At 60.0% G+C, this 18,617-nt stretch carries 16 protein-coding genes and 2 riboswitches; of the genes, 12 read left to right on the top strand and 4 right to left on the bottom strand.

Translation table 11 applies throughout. The features are described 5' to 3' along the window. Positions 1-18 precede the first annotated feature (18 nt). From treZ to K1X15_RS07355, 4 genes are all read left to right on the top strand, one after another. Positions 19-1,707, top strand: coding sequence for a malto-oligosyltrehalose trehalohydrolase (treZ, locus tag K1X15_RS07370; protein ID WP_220306828.1), 1,689 nt, complete (start codon positions 19-21; stop codon positions 1,705-1,707). After that, complete coding sequence (treY, locus tag K1X15_RS07365) at positions 1,704-3,968, top strand: malto-oligosyltrehalose synthase (RefSeq protein WP_220306827.1); 2,265 nt, start codon at positions 1,704-1,706, stop codon at positions 3,966-3,968. Before treZ ends, treY begins: the two co-directional genes overlap by 4 nt. A gap of 88 nt (positions 3,969-4,056) precedes the next feature. Next, positions 4,057-6,117 carry a glycogen debranching protein GlgX gene (gene glgX, locus K1X15_RS07360; protein WP_220306826.1) on the top strand — a complete coding sequence of 687 codons (2,061 nt, stop codon included), beginning with the start codon at positions 4,057-4,059 and terminating at the stop codon, positions 6,115-6,117. 544 nt (positions 6,118-6,661) lie between these two features. Continuing rightward, on the top strand, positions 6,662-9,196 hold the full coding sequence (locus tag K1X15_RS07355; RefSeq protein WP_220306825.1) for a sensor domain-containing protein: 2,535 nt from the start codon (positions 6,662-6,664) through the stop codon (positions 9,194-9,196). Between the two features lie 282 nt (positions 9,197-9,478). On the opposite strand, the gene K1X15_RS07350 is transcribed toward K1X15_RS07355, so the two are convergent. Continuing rightward, a complete protein-coding gene (locus K1X15_RS07350) occupies positions 9,479-9,808 on the bottom strand; it encodes a hypothetical protein (protein WP_220306824.1) in 330 nt (109 codons plus the stop codon). Positions 9,809-10,007: 199 nt separating this feature from the next. Here K1X15_RS07350 and K1X15_RS07345 point away from each other — a divergent pair, with 199 nt between their 5' ends. From K1X15_RS07345 to ribH, 5 genes are all read left to right on the top strand, one after another. After that, on the top strand, positions 10,008-10,700 hold the full coding sequence (locus K1X15_RS07345) for a hypothetical protein (protein WP_220306823.1): 693 nt from the start codon (positions 10,008-10,010) through the stop codon (positions 10,698-10,700). Between the two features lie 15 nt (positions 10,701-10,715). Further along, complete coding sequence (locus K1X15_RS07340; RefSeq protein WP_220306822.1) at positions 10,716-11,057, top strand: hypothetical protein; 342 nt, start codon at positions 10,716-10,718, stop codon at positions 11,055-11,057. After that, positions 11,054-11,347, top strand: a complete 294-nt coding sequence (locus K1X15_RS07335) for a hypothetical protein (RefSeq protein ID WP_220306821.1) — start codon at positions 11,054-11,056, stop codon at positions 11,345-11,347. The genes K1X15_RS07340 and K1X15_RS07335 overlap by 4 nt, the downstream gene beginning before the upstream one ends. Before the next feature lie 185 nt (positions 11,348-11,532). Continuing rightward, positions 11,533-12,144 carry a GTP cyclohydrolase II gene (ribA, locus tag K1X15_RS07330; protein ID WP_240549684.1) on the top strand — a complete coding sequence of 204 codons (612 nt, stop codon included), beginning with the start codon at positions 11,533-11,535 and terminating at the stop codon, positions 12,142-12,144. Further along, a complete protein-coding gene (gene ribH / locus K1X15_RS07325) occupies positions 12,137-12,580 on the top strand; it encodes a 6,7-dimethyl-8-ribityllumazine synthase (protein ID WP_157289337.1) in 444 nt (147 codons plus the stop codon). The genes ribA and ribH overlap by 8 nt, the downstream gene beginning before the upstream one ends. Positions 12,581-13,117: 537 nt before the next feature. Here ribH and queF read toward each other — a convergent pair. The 3 genes from queF to bluB all read right to left on the bottom strand — a co-directional run bounded on the left by queF (position 13,118) and on the right by bluB (position 15,143). Further along, positions 13,118-13,579: a preQ(1) synthase gene (gene queF / locus K1X15_RS07320; protein ID WP_067458719.1), complete on the bottom strand. Its 462-nt coding sequence runs from the start codon at positions 13,577-13,579 to the stop codon at positions 13,118-13,120. After that, complete coding sequence (locus K1X15_RS07315) at positions 13,576-14,157, bottom strand: VUT family protein (protein ID WP_067458722.1); 582 nt, start codon at positions 14,155-14,157, stop codon at positions 13,576-13,578. The genes queF and K1X15_RS07315 overlap by 4 nt, the downstream gene beginning before the upstream one ends. Positions 14,158-14,438: 281 nt before the next feature. Beyond that, entirely contained in the window at positions 14,439-15,143 is a 705-nt protein-coding gene (gene bluB / locus K1X15_RS07310; RefSeq protein ID WP_157289338.1) for a 5,6-dimethylbenzimidazole synthase, read from the bottom strand. Between the two features lie 45 nt (positions 15,144-15,188). After that, a riboswitch (cobalamin riboswitch) is annotated at positions 15,189-15,367 on the bottom strand. Between the two features lie 68 nt (positions 15,368-15,435). Continuing rightward, positions 15,436-15,550, top strand: a riboswitch (TPP riboswitch). 63 nt (positions 15,551-15,613) lie between these two features. Here bluB and thiC point away from each other — a divergent pair. Genes thiC through thiS form a run of 3 tightly spaced genes read left to right on the top strand, consistent with a single transcriptional unit; the run spans position 15,614 to position 18,615 of the window. Further along, positions 15,614-17,428: a phosphomethylpyrimidine synthase ThiC gene (thiC, locus tag K1X15_RS07305; protein WP_220307467.1), complete on the top strand. Its 1,815-nt coding sequence runs from the start codon at positions 15,614-15,616 to the stop codon at positions 17,426-17,428. 10 nt (positions 17,429-17,438) lie between these two features. Further along, a complete protein-coding gene (locus K1X15_RS07300; protein ID WP_220307466.1) occupies positions 17,439-18,434 on the top strand; it encodes an FAD-dependent oxidoreductase in 996 nt (331 codons plus the stop codon). Then, entirely contained in the window at positions 18,418-18,615 is a 198-nt protein-coding gene (gene thiS / locus K1X15_RS07295) for a sulfur carrier protein ThiS (RefSeq protein WP_157289339.1), read from the top strand. The genes K1X15_RS07300 and thiS overlap by 17 nt, the downstream gene beginning before the upstream one ends. The last annotated feature ends 2 nt before the right edge of the window (positions 18,616-18,617 follow it).

The raw sequence follows: 18,617 nt of genomic DNA, 5'->3' as shown, positions 1-18,617 counted from the left end.
CGTTGGGGTGTGAAGCGAATGGGCGCGCAGTGGCGAGCCGGATTATGGGCGCCCTCGGCGGGCTCGGTGGCGGTAGCAATAGGGAGCGAGCGATCTATCCCTCTCCTCCGTGGCGACAACGGCTTCTGGGAGGCCTGCTTTCCCGCTGAGGAAGGTGAAGATTACAGCTTCATCGTTGATGGCATACGCTATCCGGATCCTGCCAGCCGCCTGCAGGTCTCGGACGTCCACGGGCCTTCACGGTTGGTTTCGGGCGCGGATTTCGAGTGGTCACATTCCTGGAGGGGACGTTCCTTCAACGAATATGTCCTTTATGAACTTCACATAGGCACCTTTACCTCGAGCGGAACATTCCGCGCCGCGGCCGAGAAGATGGAGGAATTCGCAAAGCTCGGTTTCACGGCAATTGAGATCATGCCGATCAGCCAGTTTCCCGGGTCGCGAGGCTGGGGCTATGACGGGGTGCTGCCCTTTGCCCCCCATCCAGCGTATGGTTCGCCAAACGATCTGAGGCAGCTCGTCAATACCGCGCAGAGCCACGGGCTATGCGTCATTCTTGATCTGGTCATGAACCATTTCGGTCCAGACGGCGCCTATCTCCACACGATTGCGCCGGAATTTTTCAACCCGGACCGACACACGCCTTGGGGCGCTGCGATCGACTTCTCGCAGAATGCGGTGCGTCAGTTCTGGATCGATTGCGCGCTAATGTGGCTAAACGAGTATCGGCTCGATGGGCTACGGCTTGATGCCGTGCATCAAATCCAGGGCGAAGGGGCACCGGAGTTCATGATGGAATTGGGCCAGGCTGTCCGGAAACTGGACCTGGGCAGGCCGCTCCATCTCATCGTCGAGGATGAACGTAACGAGCCCACTTTGCGCGAGTCGGGGCTTTATGCCGCCAGTTGGAACGATGATTTCCACCATGCGGTGCATACAAGCCTGACAGGCGAAAGCCAGGATTACTATGTCTCCTTCGCAAACGAGCCGATCGCAGATCTGGTGCGGGCCCTGGAGCGCGGACATATCGAGGAAGGCCAGCCGCGTATTGGGCTCGACACACCACGCGGCTCCGACTGCGCCCACTTGCCGGTCACCAGCTTCATAAATTCTATCCAGACCCACGATCAGGTCGGCAATCGCGCCCAGGGCGAACGGCTTCTGACGCTGGCGGATGAAAAAGCGGTGAAGACGGCGTACGCCCTGCTGCTCACTGCCCCCTATACGCCCATGATCTTCATGGGCGAGGAACGCGGCGCCGTGTCTCCATTCCAGTTCTTTGCCGACTACGACGGCGATCTGGCTGAAGCGGTGCGCCAGGGCCGGGCCGAGGAATTCGCTGGCATCGCCGCGCTCGGCGAGTCGGTGCCCGACCCAATCGATCCGGCAACTTTCCGACACTCCCGACTGGACTGGTCGCCATCTCCGGCTGCAAATGACTGGCTGCGGCTGACTCACCAGGTTCTCGCATTTCGTCAGGCAGCGATCTTCCCGCTGACGGCGACCTCCCGTCAGCATAGTGCGGCTCATGTCGTCGGCGAAAAGGCCTTGACGGCGCACTGGCAGTTCGAGGCGGGCGAGTTGATTATTGATCTCAATTTTGGAGAGATCGGCCGCCATGCGCTCAGGGCGCGCACGCCCGACTTCGCGCTCTTCGACCTCAAACGCGATCCCTACGCCCTTGCCGTCTGGAGCAAATTGACATGATGCACTCGGCCCCGACCGCCACATACCGGGTACAGTTGCGGGAGGGCGTCGACTTCGACAATCTTGCCCGGCATGTCGACTATATCGCTGGGCTGGGCATGTCCCATCTCTACCTCTCCCCGATCTTCACCGCCTCGACGGGCTCTACCCATGGCTACGATGTCATCAATCCTAATCAGATCGACCCGACGCTGGGAGGGCGAGGTGCATTTGAACGGCTTGTAGGAGCCGCAAGGCAGGTCGGGCTGGGGATCATACTCGACATCGTTCCGAACCACACCGCCTTCACCTTGGAGAATCCCTGGCTGCTGGAGGTGCTGCGCGACGGTGAGAACAGTCCTTACGCCAGCCATTTCGATATTGATTGGAATGCCGGCCCCCTGGTTCTGCCTATTCTGCCCGAGCCTTTCGAGCAAATGCTGGCCGCCGGCCGCTTCAGCGTAAAGAACGGCCATTTCGTCTTCGATGGAACGCGGGTCCCGCTAGCGGATACAGCACCATATGACATGACGGACATAGATGCGTTGCGCAAAGTGCACGAGCAGCAGCATTGGCGCCTGAAGCATTGGGAGGCCGAACGCGATGTCATCACCCACCGTCGCTTTTTCAACGTCACAGGCTTGATCGGCATGCGTGTCGAGGATCCCGAAGTCTTCGAGGACACTCATGCGCTGACGCTAGATCTGGTCCGGGCGGGATTGGTCGATGGCTTGCGCGTGGACCATATCGATGGACTGGCCGACCCGGCGGCCTATCTCGAACGGCTGTCGCAGGCGCTACCCGGCACGCCCATATGGGTCGAAAAAATCCTGGTGGGCGAAGAACGCCTGCCCGCAAACTGGAACACGGTCGGCACGACCGGTTACGAAGCTGCCCGCCTGCTGGCGCGCGCGCTCACGCACAGCCGAGGTATTGAAGAACTGGATCAAATCTGGCGCGATCTGGTCCAGGAGCCGGACAGTTTTCCGCAGGCGCTGACCCGAGCCAAGAAAGAAATCCTCGAGTTCGAACTCGCGGCTGAACTGCACCAGCTCGTCGCCTTGGCTGCCGCTGCGCTCCAGGCCTCACCGCTCGCAGAACCGGGTCCCGAGACGCTGCGGGAAGCTGTCATGGCCCTGCTCGGGGCCGTGCCACGCTACAGGACCTATATAGACAGCAACGGCATCGAGGAAGCTGACCACGCCATCGTCACGCGAATGAGTGAAACGGCAGCAATGGGCCTGCGTTCGGAGGTCGGCGTCAAGGCGGTGGCCTCGCTTATGCTTTCGCCAGATACAGCGCAAGCGCGAGCCTTCGCCTTGCGTTTCCAGCAGGTGTCCGGCGCTCTTCTCGCCAAGGCGCAGGAAGATACCGCCGGCTTCCGGTGGTCACGCTACCTGGCTGCCAACGAAGTTGGCGCCGAACCCGCCGAGCCGACCGTGGATCAACGGGAGGCCGACCAGTTCCTGTCTGGTCGAACCCCTTGGGACATGAACCTGAGTTCGACGCACGACACCAAGCGTTCCGAGGACGCGCGCATGCGCATGGTGGCAATCAGCCATCAGCCGGAGGGGTTCAAGGCCCTCTACCTTCGGGCCTGCGAGCTACGCGAAGCTGCCGAGGTCACCCCGGCCTGGCGCTGGTACATTATCCAGACCTGTCTGGCCATCTGGGACCCAGCCGACGCGCATCTCGACGAGCGTTTGCGCGATCATATCCGCAAGGCGATGCGTGAAGCCAAGCAAGCCAGTTTCTGGACCAGGCCCAACGAGAATGCGGAAAACAAGGCCATCGCTTTTGCCCACGCGGCGGTTGCGCTATGGCGCGACGCTCTGCCGATCGAACTCAAGCAATTGGTGTCGAGCGCTGACACGCTGATCCTCGCCCAGCTTGCCCTTAAGGCCCTCCTGCCGGGCTTTCCCGACATTTACCGTGGCAGCGAAACAGTTTTCCTTGCCCTCACCGATCCGGACAACCGTCGCCCTGTGGATTGGGGCACCCTTGCCGCCGGCACCTTGGACAGCAGGATTGCCACGGCCAAGATGAACCTGACCCGTGAACTGCTTGGGTTGCGCAAGACCGAACGCGAATTCCTCGAGCGGGCAGCGAGCAAGGTCGTTCTCAGCCCGGACAACGTCTTGTTGCGTCGGAGCGACGGGCAGCGGGCTTTGATTGCAGGTTTCTCCACTGATCTGCCTGCCAATATCGAACCGATCTGGCACACCGAGATCGACCGTCAGGTGATCTTTGTCGGATGGGACACCGAAATGTCCGAGGCATAGCCGATCTGCCGGAACTGGCGTGGAGTCACCCACGTTCACAAGCAACTCTCCAGCGGACCCAACCCGCTCCACCCCAGGAACCACTCCAATGCGTAAAGCGCAAAACACCAAGCCGACCTTTGATCATCACGCCGGCCGGCCTGATATCCTGGGCGCGGAATTCATGGGCGAAGGCACCAATTTCGCCCTGTTCTCCGAGCACGCTCAGCGGGTCGAGCTGTGTCTGTTTGACAAATCGGGAGCCAATGAAATCCACCGCCTGGATCTGCCGGCCATGGAAGGCGGCATCTGGTTCGGTTATCTTCCTGGCATCATGCCCGGCCAGGTCTATGGCTACCGCGTTCATGGTCCCTATGCCCCCGAAGAGGGCCATCGCTTCAATCCCAACAAGCTGCTGCTCGACCCCTATGCCCGCGAACTCAAGGGCGAGATCATCTGGGACGATGCTTTGCATGGCTATACAATCGGCGAGGATGACCTGAGCTTTGATGAGCGCGATAGCGCCCCATTCATGCCCAAGGGCGTTGTTGCCGATCCGGCATTCGACTGGGACACCGACCGGGCCCTGCGAATCCGCTGGCAGGACACGGTGATCTACGAAGGGCATGTGCGTGGCCTCACCATGCTGCATCCCGATATCCCGCAAGATCTGCGCGGCACCTTCCAGGGGTTGGCGAGCGATCCCACCATCGAACATTTGCACAAGATCGGCGCAACCACCATCGAACTGCTGCCGGTGCACGCCTTTGCCAATGATCGCTATCTGGTCGAGAAGGGGCTCTCAAACTATTGGGGTTATTCCACCCTTTCCTTCTTCGCCCCGCATGCCCGGTATCTGCACACCGGTCAGATCCGCGAAGTGAAGCAAGCCATCCGAAAATTTCATGCCGCCGGTATCGAGGTTATCCTCGACGTGGTGTTCAACCATACCTGTGAAGGCAACGAACTGGGTTCGACTCTCTCCTTCCGCGGCATCGACAACGCCAGCTACTATCTACTATCGCCCGAAAACCCTCGGCACAGTTTTGACACGACCGGTACCGGCAATACGCTGAATGTCGCCCATCCCATGGTTCTGCGCATGGTGCTAGACAGCCTACGCTATTGGGTGCAGGCCATGCATGTCGATGGGTTCCGTTTCGACCTTGCTTCCACCCTGGGCCGGGAATCGGAGGGCTTCGAGCGGGATGGCTCATTCTTCAACGCCTTGCGACAGGATCCGGTGCTGGCCGGTGTCAAGCTGATTGCCGAGCCGTGGGACATTGGTGACGGGGGCTACCAGGTCGGCGGCTACCGTTGGCCGTTCCGGGAATGGAACGACAAGTTCCGCGACGATACGCGGGCATTCTGGCGCAAGGATCCGGGCCGGATCGCGGCAATGTCCGAACGCCTGTCAGGTTCGCCTGTCCAGTTTAATCACAGCCACCGCCCGGCCACATCAAGCATAAATTTCGTTGCCGCCCACGATGGTTACACGCTTTGGGACACCCTGAGTTTCAACGAGAAGCACAACGAGGCCAACGGCGAAGACAATAATGACGGTCACGACCACAACCTGTCGGACAATATGGGCGCAGAGGGCGAGACCGACGACGAAGCCATCCTGCAAGCCAGGCTGCGCCGAGCAAAGGCCATGCTGGCTACCGTTCTTCTCAGTCAGGGCGTACCGATGATCCTTGCAGGAGACGAATTCGGCAATAGCCAGGGTGGAAACAACAACGCCTATTGCCAGGACAATGAGATCAGCTGGCTCGACTGGAGCAAGGCGCGGCCGGAACTGATTGAAGCCGTTTCGGTCCTGAGCAAGTTGCGCAGGGAGACGGGCCTGTCCCGCGCCCGTTTCGGCGTCGCGCAGAACGATGGCCCTGACGACAATCCGGTGCTGGAATGGCTCCACCCCGATGGCAGAGCCATGGGAGACGCCGATTGGCAAGACGCCGAATTGAGGTGCTTCGGCCTGAAGATCGTCTCCGCGCTCGATCCCGAACTGCTCATCGTGCTCAACGCGGGCGACGACTGCCAATTCCAGTTGCCCGAGGGTAAATGGACAAAGCGACTGGACACCTCGACGGATGATTTTGAAGGGACTGTGGCCGCAGATGGATCGGTGACGGTGCCGTGGCAAGTGGTCCAAGTTTACGGGCGTTGAGCACCATCCATGTGATTATGCACACGGTTTGATTGCGGGGCTGGTGGTGCCTCAGCCGACAGGCCGAACTAAGAAACCACCACCCTACGGCGCCTAAGGGAATCGCGTCATTGCCCTGCTCCGACCTTTGATCTTGTTCGTTTGATGCTTGAGGTCGCACCTGCCGCTTTCTCCAACTTCGTAGGTGGCGGTGAACTGACACAATGCGCGGGGGTTGCACAGCGAGTTCGTAAAGACCTTCGAGCGACCTGTATTGGGGATCAGTTACGCCGCTCCGTCGCGTTTCCTGTTTTCTAACCATGTGATCTGGCGTGATCACAAGCCTCGGGAAAGACCCGAGGAATTAAGCCCTCGGCAAGCATCCACGTGGAAAGTCTGCGGCAAAGAGGAGGCAAACCGTGGAACGGTCGAAGCTTAGTCGGACATACGATCACAGGAATTGTGCTCCCGTCGTATCAGATTGCGCGGTTCCGATCGGACGGAGAACGAATGCATGTAACGGGTCGCGGATGAACAAACCCCTGTGGGAAAGTGGAGCTCACAGGTGACGCTGACTATTTCGCCTGAAGTTCGAAGCGATCTCGACGAAGACGTCGCCACGCTGTCGAGGCTGCTCGATCAAGCACCCTTGCCCAGCTACATTTTGAATCTCAGAGGCGTTGTTCTTTACGCCAATAGACCCGGAGACGCGTTGTTGGGCCGGGGAAAAACAGGATGTTTGGGCATATGTTTGGAACAAGCCGTTTATCCCCCTGATCTTGATGAAGCCAGGTGGCTAGCAGAGGCATTGCTGGAGGGGCGTCGCCCTTCATATCGAGCCGAGCATCGCCTGGTTGATGCCGATGGTCGCTGCTTCTGGGCCAGCATTTCGCTGTCGCTATTGAGCGATTGCTCTGGGCGACCAAAATACCTTTGGCTCCAAGCTGCTGACATTAACGAGCAGAAGAACGCTTTGCTCGAACTGGTAGATGCAGAGAGACGCTGGAACTTTGCGCTGGAAAGTGCCGGCCAAGGGGTCTGGGAGTCTGATCTGGAGCGCGGCACCGTGTTTTACTCTCCTACTTGGAAGAGAATGCGCGGATACGGCGAAGACGAGCATGTTGACAGCTCTCGGGAGGCCTGGATTGAACGCGTCCACCCCTTGGATCGAGAACGCGTGCGCATCCATATCCTTCAGGCCGACCAATTGCCACGCAATGTGTTCGAATACCGCGAGCAGCACCGCAATGGGCATTACATCTGGATTCAAAGTCGGGGCGCCCCGGTCGAATTCAATGAACAGGGTCGTCCTGTTCGCTTCATTGGCACCGATACCGATGTTACCGAACTCAAACGAGCCGAAGCACGTAGCAACAAATTAGCAAAGCGGCTGGAACTTGCCCTGATTGTTTCTCAAATCGGGGTATTTGAAGCCGATATCGCTTCAGGACAGCTGATTTACGATCGACGTCTGCGAGACATCTATGGTTTTGACCAACACAAGCTGCTCTCGATCACGGACTTTCAGGCAGCAATTTTTCCTGACGACGCAGAACAAATCCTATCGGAAAACACGGAAGCTATTCGCCGCAAGGGCGATTTTTCGTCCACGTTTCGCATCGTGCGTACAGATGGTGAGGTGCGCACACTCATGTCCCACGTGACCTATTTTGACGATGACGGAGTGAGCAAGCTTGTCGGGACCAACTGGGACATCACCGACGATGTGAAGCTTCACGAAAGCCTTGTTACTGCCAAACGGCTGGCAGAGACACGAAATGCCGAACTGCAGATCGCAAAGGATCAGATAGAACGCCAGGCGCTAACGGACCCGTTGACGGAATTACCCAACCGCCGGTTCCTCGAGCAAATACTGGGCGATCTCTATCGGGACAAACAGCTTCCCACATCCATCCTCCATATCGATCTCGATCACTTCAAGGAAATCAACGACAGTGCAGGTCATCTTGCTGGTGATGCGGTTCTGAAACACGCAGCCCGGACCATTTCGGACCAAATCACCTCCGCAGAGTTCTTGGCCCGAAGCGGTGGCGATGAGTTCGTTGTTGTATGCCCAGGTGCGGCAGACCCGACCCATCTGAAACGCCTTGCAGGGAACATCCTCTCAAGCCTGGCAATGCCTTTCTATTTCTCGGGTAGGCCCCTGCGCCTCGGCGCGAGCATAGGTATCGCCACCCAAACGTCGGCCTATCGTAGCTTGGATCAGCTTCTGGGCGATGCTGATGCGGCGCTCTATCGCGCAAAAGCCGGAGGTGGTGGCCGGCATGACTACTTCACCGAGGACCTGCGCTCCGAGATCGAGTTAGCAAGGCGCACTGCGGAAGAACTCCTTGAAGCCATAGAGACCAACCAATTCGTGCCCTACTACCAACCAATCGTCGACGCCAAGACGAACCAAGTGGTCAGTTTGGAGGCTCTCGCTCGGTGGCAGCACCCCTCTCGCGGTGTTCTGGCTCCCGCCCATTTCATGAAATTTGCAGAAGAACGTCACGTTCTGAGCACTATCGACGGCATGATCCTTGAGCAGGCGGTGGCGCAAATGCAGGAATGGCGCCATAGGAAAATCACTATTCCTTCAATCTCGGTCAATGTCTCCCTCAACCGCCTAGCCGACGAGCAACTGGTCTGCTCGCTGCAAAAACTGGACTTCGAACCGGGGACGCTTAACTTTGAGCTGCTCGAGTCCATATTCCTTGATGACGAAAAGGACAAGTTCTGCACGAATATCGAGGCTATCAGGAGGATGGGTATCGGCATCGACATCGACGACTTTGGCACCGGTCACGCCTCTTTCCTGAGTCTTTTTCGACTCAATCCACGACGGTTCAAAATAGACCGTCAACTGGTTCAGCCGATCATCGAAAGCCAGGAAAAGCGTGCGGTCATAAAGTCCATCATCGGAATGGGTAAGACCTTGGGTCTTAACGTCGTAGCCGAAGGCGTCGAGACAATCGAGCATGCCAATCTTCTGCGCCGGCTGGGTTGTGATTATCTACAGGGCTATGCCTTTGCCCGACCGATGCCGGCCGACGAGCTCGAAGGCTGGCTCCGTCATTGGGGACATGAAGACCGAAACTAGTGAACTGCAATATCAGTATTGGACAGATCGCGGCAGCTTGCTCGTTTTACGGGTGAGGCTCGCTCTTTGCCCCTCATTATGCAGTTGGCTGGTCAGCGCGGTATGTCGATTATTACCTTCGCGGCCAATGTATTTGGTGTCCGCTCTTGGGATGCCTTCTCGACGACCCCGGTGACCATTTTGGGGCGCGTTACAGACCGGCCGCTCAAGCTTGTCTGGGTTGTCTTGATTGGCCTTCAACGCGCCGGGGCCCAGCGTTCCCGAAGGCTCCGTCAAAGTCCCCTACTCTATTGACTTGCCGGTGGTTCGCTCAAATTGCAGAGCAAAATGTGCGGCCAGAACCTCTTCATGAACTCCCGCCTCGATCGCTTTTTCCCGGATATCGTCAAGAGCCTGAAACAAGCCAATCGAGCGAACCAGCTCGGCCTGTTTGGAAATTTTTTCGCGAAGATCTTCAGGTAGGGCGCCTGCATCAATGTGACCGTGCGTTGTCTTTATCCACCGCTGAACGGTCCGGGGATTCACCTCGAGAAATCGACCAATTCTGCTTGAGGTGAACCTGATGAAGAGGTCCGCCAGATCTCGAATCACTTTGCCATCTTCCGCGGACATATGCGCCCCTTTCGTCCCCTCTCAAGCCCAGGCACCGTTTTACCGAAAAACGCCAAAACCATCAAATCAGATGTTTCGTCGGATTTTTGTTGACAGGATTATCCTGTCGATCTAGGCTCTCAACATCGGCGATGGAACGGCCTTGCCGAAGGACACACGATCCCAAAGCGGTTTTGACTGCAAGGGACAGGAGACAGACATGACGGAAACGTCCAACGCCACCATGGCGGCTTCGCTCGATCTTGGTCGAGGCGTTATCACGGAAAAGCTTCAGTTCATTGGACAGGTTACGGGCGGTGGAGCCCACGGTCCAGGCCACGTTTTGCGGCAGATTGGCTATAGCAGTTCGGTCGCGGTCTATTTCACTACGGATAATCGCTCCGGCTCCAAGCGCTCCGGAAGTTGTATTTGGCAGCTGGACGCGGATGAACTCTACACGCTTGATGGTGTTGCCACTGGCAGTCGTGCTAGCAGCAAGTTCTACGTGAAGACAGACGACGGCGTAGCCGTGGAGCTAAGCCAGTCAGAATTCGAAGAAGAACGGCAGCGACGCTGGCCCCTCCAGCACCAGCAGGCCATTGAGGCACTGGAAAAGCGCAAACGCGACGAGGCATCTCGCATGAAACGGGAGGCCGAGCAGGCCGAGGCCCGGCGCATCGAACTCGAAGCTCTCGCTGAGATTAATGCGGAGCGGGCAGCCCAGATTGACGCCCACGGGCAGCCAATCGAAGGCGAACTCCCGCAATTGAGCGGCACGTCAAAGCAGATTGCATACGCGCTGAACATTCGCAGAGCGTTCGCAGACATTCATCCTGGTCACCGGGCTCTGAAGTCGGCGACCACGGCCAAATACTGGATCGAGAACCATCGCGGTGCGCTCCACGGCCGATAGCAAGAAGGCAACGAAATGATCGAAGTCCCAGTTGGCAAGCCTGGAGATCGGCAACGACGCATTGAACTGGTGGCTATGATCTGCTTCGGCCATGACCCCCTGGACCCAGGTCAACCCATTCGGGGCTGGCAGGCGCGATTGTCCAAAGCGATGGGCATGGGGCGAACGGCTGTGCACGACACTCTCAAGAAGGGTGAGAGCGCAGTGTTCGATCGCAAACTTCGAATCTTCGTTGCTGGCCGGCGGATCGCGATGATGGAAGAGATTGAGGCTCTCAACACGATCGAGCAAATCCTTGGGTCTTCGGACCCAACCTCAAAGCTTGCCTACCGTGACCCTTGGGAGGAAACGAAATGAACGTCAGTATCAGGATCAAGGCCGCCAGAGAGGCCACGACAGCCATTCGCGTCGACTGGTTTAGCGCGGTCGAGGCTTTGCGCACCGGCGGTGACACCAACGGGTACGGCGCTCTGTCAGACCCTTCGGACGCCATATGTCGGTTGCTCGAGGCCAGGTCGTCTCTCGAGAAAGCAATTGCTGCTTTTCGCAGCGTCGATTGGCCGACAGACGACGATTACGACGAACAACAACAGAATGAGAGCGAAGAAGCCCGCAGGCGTCTTGCCGAGACCGGCTTCGAAATTTGACCTGCGCAAGGGGCCCGGTCGCCGGCACCGCCAGCCCTGTTCACCTCGCCGGCTAGTACTACGACAATGGAGTTTTGAAATGAAATCCGCTACCAGAAACGCCCTGAAGGCCGTGAACAACGCGCAGAACGTGCCGGCTCACTATCAGGGACATTATCGCCCATCGCCTCGCCAATGAAACACTGGTGGACGAAGTGGCGCGGTCCGAACTGCCCACCGAACACTCCCCGCTTCCCCTGGAGGTCCGCGCCTTTCGTAGCCGGCTGGACGGCACCGAGCATCTGGCGCTGCTCCGTAGTCCTTTGGGGCGTACACCGCTGGTGCGCCTGCATTCGGAATGCCTGACCGGGGACGCGCTCGGATCATTTCGATGCGATTGCGGGCCGCAACTGCAGGAGGCCCTGCGCCAGATCGCCACCGGTGACGGCGGCGCCCTGATCTACCTGCGCGGTCAGGAAGGCCGCGGCATTGGGCTTGCCAACAAGATCCGCGCCTATGCCCTGCAGGACCTGGGGCACGACACCGTCGAGGCCAATACCGCGCTGGGTTTTCTCGCCGATGCCCGCGACTACGGCATTGCCGGGCAGATCCTGCACTCGCTCGGTATCGACCGTCTGCGGCTGTTGTCGAACAATCCCGACAAAGCCCTGTCCCTCGAAAAATTCGGCATCCACGTCGCCGAGCGCGTGCCGCTCGAAATCCCGGCCAATCCCTATAACTGGCGCTATCTCGCGACCAAGCGGGACAAATTCGGCCACACCTTCACCCACCAGGACCATGAGAACCAGAATGCCTGAAAACGCACCCCGCCTTGCCATCGTCGTCAGCCAGTTTAACTTGGAGGTCACCCATGGGCTGCGCGATGGCGCACTAGCCTATCTCGCCGAGAATGGTGTTTCGGTCGCGCCGGACAACATCTATTCAGCGCCAGGCGCCTTCGAAATTCCGCTCATCGCCAGGCGGCTCGCGCAGTCCGGCTTCGACGGCGTCATTTGCCTGGGCTGTGTCATCAAGGGCGATACGGCCCATTTCGAATATATCAGTGAGGCCACCGCTCATGGCCTGATGCAGGCCGGGCTCGAAACAGGCAAGCCCATCACCTTCGGCATCCTGACCACCTATACCGACGAGCAGGCCATCCTGCGCAGCCGCAAGGACGAGCACAACAAGGGCCGCGAAGCCGCGGCTGCCTGCCTGGAAGCCCTTCGAGCACTCGACGCGATCGGCGACTAGCCTCTAGTATCGAGCGATGCGGCCCTGCCGTTCTTTAAAGTCGGCAGGGCCTGTTGACGGTTCGTTTTTGGACCATGGCCGTGCCCAGCAAGCGGCGCAGATCTTCTTTTCACGCCCGGCGGCAGATTTCGAGACCGTGCCGGTCCTGCAGACCGTGCAGTCATGGCAGGGGTTTCCCTTCCTAGCGCGTCTCTCGACGCGATTCGGCGTGCCGATCTTTGCGTCGCAGCGGCGTCCAGACCATGAGCATGGGCGAGGCCAAGGCCGGCGGTGGCCGGGGCCTCAGCGACATCATCTACGTCAAGCTGGGCCGCTCGATCATCGGCGAAGCTTTCCGGGCGCAGGCGAACTTGTGTTAGCAAGAGAGCTTTTGACCCCGGAAGGAAGGTCTTTTGCCGTGATGCTGGCCGTTGTCGCCAGTCCGCTCCTAGACGCATTCATCAAGGAGCGGACATTGAGCGAACGGACGTCCTGAGCGGATGGATAGCTCGGGAGCAGTGTCGTCGGTCACAGCTTAGCGCTGAAAAGAGGCAGTTCCTATCCGCGCCCGCGATAGGTCGGCACACCTGTCTCGGGAAGCCAGACATGTTGTGGTACAATGCCAGTCTGCCAGAACACATCGATTGGGATGCCACCACGCGGGTACCAGTACCCTCCGATCCGGAGCCATCGGGGCTCCAGCAGGCTCGTCAGCCGGCGTCCGATCGATACTGTGCAGTCCTCATGGAAGGCGCCGTGGTTGCGGAACGACGTCAGGTAGAGCTTGAGCGATTTGGACTCCACCAGCCAGTCGCCCGGAACATAGTCGATGACCAGATGGGCAAAATCTGGCTGACCTGTCACAGGGCACAGAGAAGTAAACTCCGGCACCGTAAACCGCGCGACATAGTCTGTATCGGCCTGTGGATTGGGCACGCGCTCCAGAATGGCGAGTTCGGGGCTGTCTGCCGCCTTGGTCTCACGACCAAGCTGCGTGACTTGAAGAGAGAAGTCGGTCATGCCAGTGCTCCAGCGAGTTGCCGTTCCTGCCGCTCATCATATGAGCGTAGCCAATAGATGAAGGGAATGGCGACCAGAACCATCAAGCCTTTGCCAACGATCTGCCCCCACATCAGCTCAATACTGCCGAATGCCAGCTGCAGGAAGATCAGGGTGTCGAGAAACAAGCCGACCATGCTCGAGGCGACGACAGCCAGCACCAGGCCTCGGCGCTGCAATGGAGTATAAACACCCAGGTCGGCCAGCTCTGAAACAAGAAACGCAACCACTGAGGCAAACACCAAAGCAGGCGGGGCGACCAGCACCGACAATATAGCCCCAAAGGCAATTGCAGTAATGGTCCAAGCCAGGCCGAGGCGCCGCTGCACCAGATCCCGCAGCACAAAGGCGAGTCCTGCCACCATGACACCGCTCGGCGCCAAAAGTCCCGGAGCGACGGGAATCAAGCATGGGCCATCGGGAGGGCAGACAGTTCCCACATTGCCGATCATCCAGTTGGCGAGTGGAACAGTTAAGGCGAAAGCGGCAAACAGGGCAAGGCCCTCGATCCGCCGCCGCGTATCAAGACGAGATAACATTGAGTTCTCCTGCGGTCAGGCAAAACAGACCTGCGCCGGATTGCGATAGCCGCAGCCAGCACCGGAGTGCAAGAGCCTGCGCCGGGACAGGGAGATGCTGGTACTGCCAATATGGTGTCTTGAGAGACTCAAGACAGGCGGCGGGGCCTCCCGTCCCTTGTTGTGGCGGTCCTCGGTTACTTGATGAAGGACGAACGGCCTATCATAGCCCGCACTATGCGTTTATGGCCGTTTCCATCATTGACGTTTACTGGGGCTTTAGGAACCACCGGCGACGCTAGTCAGCCACCCTTCGCATTCCAGCGGTTCTCAAAAACCAGGTCCGCCAGCGGGATACGCATCCGCCATCCCTTCTGCTCTAGTTCAGGTGATGCGAAGAAGCTATCGACTCTGCCGACGCAAAGGTAAGCGACCAGCCGGATCGGCTCGGGGATATCCAAGACCACCTTGACCTCGTGCTCCTTGAGGATACTGACCCAGCCGACTCCCAGACCCTCTGCTCTGGCCGCCAGCCAGAGGTTCTGGACGGCACAGACCGTGCTGAACAGGTCCATGTCGGGCATGTGCGTGGCGCCCAAGACGACCGGGCCGCCGCGTGTGCCATCGCAGGTCACGCAGATATTGACCGGCGCGCTGGTGATTCCCTCAAGCTTGAGGGCCCGATAGGCGTCCTGACGATCCTGGGGGAACATCGATGCCGCTTCGTCATTGGCGCGCGCAAAGATTTCGGCAACCCGCCGCTTCTTCTCGGCATCGCGTATCACGAGGAAATTCCAGGGCTGCATGAAGCCCACGGAGGGCGCATGGTGTGCGGCATCCAGGATCCGCATCAGGACCTCGTCGCCCACTGCATCGGGCAGGAACTGGCCGCGCACATCCCGCCGGCTATAGATGGCGCGATAGACCGCTGCGCGCTCGGCGTCGGAAAATGGTCCGCCCGCGGCAAAGTGTGGTTGAAACGCAGGCTGATCGGTGGTGTCCGGCATGACATTGCCCCTGTTGAAAAAAACACAGGAGCTGGGGTCCAGCCAGCTTCAAGAGGTCATCTGGCCGGTCTTCTGACTTGGGATCATCCCCGGCGGACGCCTTCCCGGCTTGCGCCAGTGGCATATGCCCGACAGGTCCCCCGCACAGCGCTGGGCACGTCGCGGATTTCAACCGCGTTCCCGATTCTCCCGCCGAAGCGGGCACCAGACTCGGTGCGTATACCCCCCGAGCCGCGCTGTTGGCAAGGCGGAGTTGACGGGTTGACATTGGCATGACGATGCCGTCTTCTCGCGGACGTCCGAGGGGTGTCCAGGTTCGCAAGAGTCTGGTCTGAGATGGCTGAGAGGCCGAACCCTTTGAACCTGATCCGGGTAATGCCGGCGAAGGGACGGGATCGTATCCGCCACCAGAGCTGCGCCCGGGTTTCCGTTTTCACGAGAAAACATGGAGACCCATCGTGAACAAGACCATCAACGCCGAGGCGCTGAGCGCCAATGGCATATCCACCACACCGCTTTCCGCGTCGCGTAAGATCTATGCGAGCAGCCCGCTCGCCACCGATATCCGCGTGCCCTTTCGCGAGATCGCCATCGACGATCCCAACGCCCCGGCGTTTCGCGTTTACGACACGTCCGGCCCCTATACCGATCCGGCCATCGCCATAGATCTCAAGCGCGGCCTACCGCGCCTGCGCGGAAACTGGATTGCCGAGCGTGGCGACGCGGAACCCTATGCGGGCCGCGCCATCAGGCCCGAAGACGACGGCCATGTATCCCCGGAACGGGCCGTCGCGCATTTCCCCCTCGCCCATCAGCCGCTCCGCGGCAGGGCCGGGCGGCCGGTCACCCAACTGGACTATGCGCGCGCCGGCATCATCACCAAGGAGATGATTTTCGTCGCCGAGCGGGAGAATCTGGGGCGCCAGCAGATGTTGGAGGGCGCCGAGGCTCGCCTCGCCGATGGGAACAGTTTCGGCGCGGCCATTCCGCCTTTCATCACGCCGGAATTCGTGCGCGACGAGATCGCCCGCGGCCGGGCGATCATTCCGGCCAATATCAACCATCCCGAAATCGAGCCGATGGTGATCGGGCGCAATTTCCTGGTCAAGATCAACGCCAATATCGGCAATTCCGCCGTGTCGTCCTCAGTCGAGGAAGAGGTGGAAAAACTGGTCTGGGCCATCCGCTGGGGCGCCGACACGGTCATGGATCTCTCGACCGGCCGCAACATCCACGCCACCCGCGAATGGATCATCCGCAATTCGCCCGTCCCGATCGGCACGGTGCCGATCTACCAGGCGCTCGAAAAGGTCAACGGCAACCCCGCCAAGCTCGATTGGGACGTGTTCTCCGACACGCTCATCGAACAATGCGAGCAGGGTGTCGATTACTTCACCATCCATGCCGGCGTGCGCCTGGCCCATGTGCCGCTGACCGCCAGGCGCGTCACCGGCATTGTCTCGCGCGGCGGCTCCATCATGGCCGGCTGGTGCCTTGCCCACCACAGGGAAAGCTTCCTCTACGAACGCTTCGGCGACATCTGCGATATCATGGCCAGGTATGACGTGTCGTTTTCCCTGGGCGATGGCCTGCGCCCTGGCTCGATTGCCGATGCCAATGACGCAGCGCAGTTCGCCGAGCTCGAAACGCTGGGCGAGCTGACCAGGATCGCCTGGGACAAGGGTTGCCAGGTGATGATCGAAGGGCCGGGGCACGTCCCGATGCACAAGATCAAGGAGAATATGGACAAGCAGCTGCGCGAATGCGGCGAGGCTCCATTCTATACGCTGGGGCCCCTGACCACCGATATTGCGCCGGGCTATGACCACATCACCTCGGCTATCGGCGCCGGCATGATCGGCTGGTTCGGTACGGCCATGCTCTGCTACGTAACGCCCAAGGAACATCTGGGCCTGCCCAATCGCGATGACGTCAAGACCGGCGTCATCACCTACAAGATCGCGGCGCATGCGGCCGATCTGGCCAAGGGACATCCGGCGGCGCAGTTGCGTGACGATGCGCTGTCAAAGGCCCGGTTTGAATTCCGCTGGCAAGACCAGTTCAACCTTTCGCTCGACCCCGATACGGCACGCAGCTTCCATGACGAGACCCTGCCCAAGGAGGCGCACAAGACCGCCCATTTCTGTTCGATGTGCGGGCCCAAATTCTGCTCGATGAAGATCACGCAGGATATCCGCGACATGGCCGCCCGCGAGGGTGGCATGGCGGAGAAGTCGCGCGAGTTCCTCGACCAGGGGGGGAAGGTCTATGTCCCGCTCGATTAGCCGCGCTCCCCTGCGGGCAACAGTGATCGGGGCAGGCGTCGCCGGGCTGACGACCGCCCTGACCTTGGCCGAGCGAGGCCTTGCGGTGGAGGTGTTCGACCGCAATGCGGGGCTCGGGCCGGGGAGCTGTTCCTGGCATGCCGGGGGCATGCTTGCGCCGTGGTGCGAAATGGCATCGAGCGAGGCCGTGGTCGGCCGTCTTGGCGCCCAATCCATTGACTGGTGGCGTGAACGCTTCCCCGCCACTGTGTCGAAAGGCACGCTGGTGGTTGCGCCTGGGCGCGACCTGGCCGAACTCGATCGCTTTGCCCAGCGCACCGAGCGGTACCGGTGGCTCAACGAGACCGAGATAGCTTCCCTGGAACCTGACCTGGCCGGTCGTTTCCGCAAAGGCCTCCACTTCCCCGGCGAAGCACATCTCGATCCGCGCCTCGCGCTGGCGGAGCTGGTGGAGCGGTTGGCAGCTCTGAGCGTCGCCATCCGGTTCGACACCGAACTCGAGCCCGCAGCGGCGCGGGGCGATCTGGTCTTTGATTGCCGGGGGCTTGGCGGGCGGATCGACATGCCAGCACTGCGCGGCGTTCGCGGGGAGATGGCGCTGATCCGCTCACGCAGTCTGTCGCTGTCCCGGCCGGTGCGCCTTTTGCATCCACGCCTGCCGATCTATCTGGTTCCGCGCGGCGAAGGCGTCTTCATGCTGGGTGCGACCATGCTCGAAAGCGAGGCACGGGGCCCGGTCAGCGTGCGCTCCATGCTCGACTTGCTGGGGGCTGCCTTCACCCTCCATCCGGCGCTGGGGGAGGCGGAAATTCTCGAGCTTGGGGCAGATCTCCGCCCTGCCCTTCCCGACAATCTTCCCCGGGTGGAGCGAACGGGACGCGTCATTCGCGTCAATGGCCTCTTCCGCCACGGCTTCCTGCTTGCCCCGGCCCTCGCGCGGATTGCCGCCGGCGCGGCCTTTGCCCCCCATTTCGACACGGAGCTTCTGCATGCGAATTCGGCTTAACGGCGCCGAGAAGCAGCTTGCCGCCAGCCGCCTCGACGAGGCGCTTGATGCACTGGGCTACAAGGACGCGGTCATCGCCACCGCCGTTAACGGTCGGTTCGTGCCGGCGGCCCGGCGCGCGGACACGCAATTATACGATGGCGACAGTCTCGAAGTGCTCGCCCCTATGCAGGGAGGCTGAGG

This window comes from Devosia salina (assembly GCF_019504385.1).
GTDB lineage: Bacteria > Pseudomonadota > Alphaproteobacteria > Rhizobiales > Devosiaceae > Devosia > Devosia salina.
This window is presented reverse-complemented; position numbering and strand designations above follow the sequence as displayed.

Excerpts from the sequence above, each read along its gene's own strand:
- ribH (WP_157289337.1), top strand. The coding sequence starts at position 12,137 with ATGCCTGAAAACGCACCCCGCCTTGCCATCGTCGTCAGCCAGTTTAAC.
- K1X15_RS07315 (WP_067458722.1), bottom strand. The coding sequence starts at position 14,157 with ATGTTATCTCGTCTTGATACGCGGCGGCGGATCGAGGGCCTTGCCCTG.
- bluB (WP_157289338.1), bottom strand. The coding sequence starts at position 15,143 with ATGCCGGACACCACCGATCAGCCTGCGTTTCAACCACACTTTGCCGCG.
- treY (WP_220306827.1), top strand. The coding sequence starts at position 1,704 with ATGATGCACTCGGCCCCGACCGCCACATACCGGGTACAGTTGCGGGAG.
- queF (WP_067458719.1), bottom strand. The coding sequence starts at position 13,579 with ATGACCGACTTCTCTCTTCAAGTCACGCAGCTTGGTCGTGAGACCAAG.
- thiS (WP_157289339.1), top strand. The coding sequence starts at position 18,418 with ATGCGAATTCGGCTTAACGGCGCCGAGAAGCAGCTTGCCGCCAGCCGC.
- K1X15_RS07350 (WP_220306824.1), bottom strand. The coding sequence starts at position 9,808 with ATGTCCGCGGAAGATGGCAAAGTGATTCGAGATCTGGCGGACCTCTTC.
- K1X15_RS07335 (WP_220306821.1), top strand. The coding sequence starts at position 11,054 with ATGAACGTCAGTATCAGGATCAAGGCCGCCAGAGAGGCCACGACAGCC.
- treZ (WP_220306828.1), top strand. The coding sequence starts at position 19 with ATGGGCGCGCAGTGGCGAGCCGGATTATGGGCGCCCTCGGCGGGCTCG.
- K1X15_RS07340 (WP_220306822.1), top strand. The coding sequence starts at position 10,716 with ATGATCGAAGTCCCAGTTGGCAAGCCTGGAGATCGGCAACGACGCATT.
- glgX (WP_220306826.1), top strand. The coding sequence starts at position 4,057 with ATGCGTAAAGCGCAAAACACCAAGCCGACCTTTGATCATCACGCCGGC.
- K1X15_RS07345 (WP_220306823.1), top strand. The coding sequence starts at position 10,008 with ATGACGGAAACGTCCAACGCCACCATGGCGGCTTCGCTCGATCTTGGT.